This is a genomic window from Lutimaribacter saemankumensis, from assembly GCF_900100005.1.
Taxonomy (GTDB): Bacteria; Pseudomonadota; Alphaproteobacteria; order Rhodobacterales; family Rhodobacteraceae; genus Lutimaribacter; species Lutimaribacter saemankumensis.
Genome location: NZ_FNEB01000036.1, coordinates 1 through 1,840 on the forward strand (window position 1 = coordinate 1; position 1,840 = coordinate 1,840).

Sequence of the window (1,840 nt, forward strand, 5' to 3'; positions counted from 1 at the left end):
AAACAGAACCGAACCGCTGCTCTGGCCGAGTGGCGCGATCTCTGCGCGGCAAAAGCGGCAGCCTCACTGTCCTTGCAGAGACGAGTTCGAATTAGTCTGACAGCACCGCCACCGACATGGTCTTGTCATATCAAATCGGTTTGCTAGGCTACCTGAGCTTGTTTCTTCTGCTTGGCGCCGCTGTGAAAGGGCTTTTCCTTTACAAAAGAACTTTTTGCATCCTCAACACGTGAGAGGGTGGGGACGTTTGGGAAGATGCATGTAATCTGACATCACCCTGAGGACAAAGGACAGCCCGTGACCAGGATTTTCACCACCGAGCGCGAATTGCGGTTTGGCGATTGCGACATTTCGGGAACGGCCTATTTCCCTTCCTATCTCGATATCCTCAACGGCGTGAACGAAGAGTTCTGGGCCCATATGGGGTTTCCGTGGCATCATATCATATGGAAGGAACGCTGGGGCACTCCGACGGTTCACCTGAGCTGTGATTTTTCCAAACCGTCGTTCTTTGGTGAAACCCTGCGGTTCGATGTCGGGGTCATCCGCGTGGGCGGATCCTCCGTCACGGTCCGCCACAAGATCAGTTGCGGCTCGGAAGAACGCTGGAAATCGACCCAGGTCCTTGCGGCCAGTGATCTGGACAAGCACACCTCGATCAAATGGCCGGAGGCAATGCGCCAGGCGCTGATGGACCGTCTGACGACACCCGAAGAACTGGGATTCTGAACACCTACATCTGGCTGGGCAGAAACAGCGCGATCCCCGGGATGGTCATGTCAGAGGCAATAGGCTTGAGGCGGGCAGGGAGGCTTTCGTAGCCTCTCGAGATGACCAAACGCTCGCCTTTCAAGTATTTCAAAACCAGCCCCGAGATAATTCGCCTGGCAGTGATGCTCTATGTCCGGTTTCCGCTGTCACTCAGAAATGTCGAAGACCTGCTGCACGAACGCGGCATTGATGTCAGCCATGACACCATCCGGTTCTGGTGGAACCGGCTCGGGTCGGTGTTTGTGTCTGAGATCCGCGGGCGACGTGTTCAGCAGCTACGCGCCTTTTCCCGATGGCAGTGGCATGTGGACGAGGTATTCGTGAAGATCAACGGCGAGCGGCACTACCTCTGGCGAGCTGTCGATCATGAAGGCGAGGTGCTTGAGAGCGTCGTTACGAAGCGAAGAAACAAGCGTTCTGCATTGAAAATGCTCAGGAAATTAATGCGGCGATATGGCCAGCCAGAGGTGTTGGTCACGGATCGGTTTGCTTCATAAAAAGCGCCGCTTCGCGACATGGGGTGCGAGGATCGGCAAGCTTGCGGTCGTTGGCTGAACAACCGGGTGGAGAGCGCACACCTTCCATTCCGACGACGAGAACGAGCCATGCAGCGCTTCCGAAGAATGCGAAGTGTGCAGAAATTCGCCTCCGTGCACTCTTCCGTCTTCAATCACTTCAACCAGGATCGCAGCCTCTCCAAACGGGACCGCTCCAAACAGAACCGAACCGCCGCTCTGGCCGAGTGGCGCGATCTCTGCGCGGCAAAAGCGGCAGCCTCACTGTCCTTGCAGAGACGAGTTCGAAATAGTCTGACAACACCCAAGTTTGGCCAATTGGTCCGACGGCAGAGGTGGTAAGTCTGCACTCGCCCCTACTATTCCTGAATCGACTCCAGGTAATAGACGAGCGACAAAATACGACCTCGTGCGACCATTTCTGAAGTCTCTCCACGCTCGCTGGTTGCGGAGGCTTGAAAGCGATCACCCCAGACGGGCATGTCGTTTCCGTGCGCAGGTATCAGATTTCGCCTGTCGATCATAAAAACCGCATACTCGAACGGAAACTTTCC

Annotated in this window: 1 protein-coding gene and 2 pseudogenes; 2 read left to right on the forward strand and 1 reads right to left on the reverse strand. The window is 55.6% G+C overall.

Translation table 11 applies throughout. The features are described 5' to 3' along the window. The first annotated feature begins 297 nt into the window (after positions 1–297). The gene (locus tag BLT50_RS18780; protein ID WP_090030833.1) at positions 298–729 is read left to right on the forward strand and encodes an acyl-CoA thioesterase; all 432 of its coding nucleotides are present in this window, start codon (positions 298–300) and stop codon (positions 727–729) included. Positions 730–830: 101 nt separating this feature from the next. Next, a pseudogene (locus tag BLT50_RS18785) lies at positions 831–1,526 on the forward strand (IS6 family transposase); the annotation flags it as partial. 119 nt (positions 1,527–1,645) lie between these two features. Here BLT50_RS18785 and BLT50_RS19515 read toward each other — a convergent pair. Then, positions 1,646–1,840: pseudogene (locus BLT50_RS19515) on the reverse strand (c-type cytochrome); the annotation flags it as partial.